This is a genomic window from Rhizobacter sp., assembly GCF_031412495.1.
GTDB lineage: Bacteria > Pseudomonadota > Gammaproteobacteria > Burkholderiales > Burkholderiaceae_C > Schlegelella_A.
In genome coordinates, this window is sequence record NZ_JANODC010000345.1 from 1 (window position 1) to 1946 (window position 1946).

General features: G+C 71.2%; 2 protein-coding genes and 1 pseudogene. All 3 read left to right on the forward strand.

Annotation, left to right across the window (positions count from 1 at the left end; genetic code table 11):
• Positions 1-732, forward strand: a 732-nt coding sequence (locus AC30N0_RS12650; RefSeq protein WP_489518263.1) for an XdhC family protein, incomplete at its 5' end; no start/stop codon positions are given.
• Positions 729-1475, forward strand: a complete 747-nt coding sequence (gene aat, locus AC30N0_RS12655; RefSeq protein ID WP_489518264.1) for a leucyl/phenylalanyl-tRNA--protein transferase — start codon at positions 729-731, stop codon at positions 1473-1475. The genes AC30N0_RS12650 and aat, both read left to right, overlap by 4 nt.
• Before the next feature lie 25 nt (positions 1476-1500).
• Positions 1501-1946 (forward strand): annotated as a pseudogene (locus AC30N0_RS12660) (arginyltransferase); the annotation flags it as partial.

Below are 1946 nucleotides of genomic sequence, written 5' to 3' on the forward strand. Positions count from 1 at the left end.
GCGGCCCGCTTCGGCCTGCCCTGCGGCGGCAACCTGCGCCTGGTCCAGGAGCCGCTCGCCGGCACCGGCTGGATCGACGACGTCCTCGAGCGCACCGCCCGGCACGAGCTGGTCGCCCGGGTCGTCGACCTCGACAGCGGCGCCGTGCGCGTCGAGCCGGCCCGGCGCGGCCAGGCCTTCTCCTGCGACGGCCGGACGATGCGGGCCCTTTACGGGCCGCGCTGGCGCATGCTGATCATCGGCGCCGGCCAGCTGTCTCGCTCGCTGGCGCAGATGGCGCTCGGCCTCGATTTCGAGGTCATCGTCTGCGACCCGCGCGAGGAGTACCACCTCGTCTGGGACGTCCCCGGGACGACCTTCAGCGCAGCCATGCCCGACGACCTGGCCGTCGAACTGCAGCTCGACCCGCACACCGCCGTCGTCGCCGTCACCCACGACCCCAAGCTCGACGACCTGGTGCTGCTCGAGGCGCTCAAGTCGCCGGCCTTCTACATCGGCGCGCTCGGTTCGCGCCTGAACACCACCAACCGGAAGAAGCGGCTGGCCCTGTTCGACCTCGGCGCGACGGAGATCGAGCGCCTGCACGGGCCGATCGGCCTGGACATCGGCAGCCGCACGCCGGCCGAGATCGCCGTCTCGATCCTGGCCGAGGTCGTCGCCGTCCGCAACGGCGTGGCCCTGACCCAGAAGAAGCCCAGCCAGGCAGTGGTCGCCGACAGCGACGTGGCGTGATCCGCTGGCTGCAGGACGCCGCCGATCCGCTGCCCGAGGCGAGCCGTGCCCTGCCGATCGGCAGCGAGGCGCCGGGCCTGGTCGCTGCCGGCGGCGAGCTGTCGAACCGGCGCCTGGCCGAGGCTTATGCGAAGGGCATCTTCCCCTGGTACAGCGAGGGCCAGCCGGTGCTTTGGTGGTCGCCCGACCCGCGAATGGTCCTGCTGCCGGCCGAGTTCTCGCTGGCGCGCTCGCTCAAGAAGACGATCCGGCGCTTCACGGTCACGCCAGGCTGCGAGATCCGCATCGACACGGCCTGCAGGGAAGTCATCACCGCCTGCGCGACGTCGCTGCGCGGCGGCGAGAGCGGCACCTGGATCGTGCCGGAAATGATCGAGGCCTATGTCGCCTGGCACCGCGCCGGGCGGGTGCACAGCGTCGAGACCTGGATCGACGGCGAGCTGGCGGGCGGGCTGTACGGCGTCGGCCTCGGCCGGATGTTCTTCGGCGAGTCGATGTTCGCGCGCCGGACCGACGCGTCCAAGATCGCCCTCGCCGCCCTGGTCGCCTTATGCCGCGGCCACGGCATCGAGACCATCGACTGCCAGCAGCGGACCGACCACCTCGCCTCCTTCGGCGGTCGCGAGATCGACCGCACCGAGTTCCAGGAGCGCCTGCGCGTCGCCCTGGCGAAGCCCGACATCGACGATTGGTCCTATGATTTGAACTTGTGGGCGCAGCTCGGCATCCGACCTGCCCCATGAAGCAAGCGACGACAGGTCCTCGCCCGTGACGCATCCGAAAGAACTTCCGCTCGCCTCGCTGCAGTTCTACGCCACGGCCCCCTATCCGTGCAGCTACCTCCCCGGCCGGATGGCGCGATCGCAGGTCGCGACGCCCAGCCACCTGATCCACGCCGACGCCTACTCGGGCCTGGTCGCCAACGGCTTCCGGCGCAGCGGCATGTTCACGTACCGGCCGTACTGCGACGGCTGCCGCGCCTGCCTGCCGCTGCGCGTGCCGGTCGCGACCTTCCAGCCGACGCGCAGCCAGCGCCGCGCCCTGCGTGCGCACGGCCACCTCGAGGCGCGGGTCCTGCGCCTGTGCTTCGTGCCCGAGCACTACCAGCTCTACCTGCGCTACCAGGCCGGCCGCCACATCGGCGGCGGCATGGACCACGACTCGATCGACCAGTACACCCAGTTCCTGCTGCAGAGCCGCGTCAACTCCCGCCT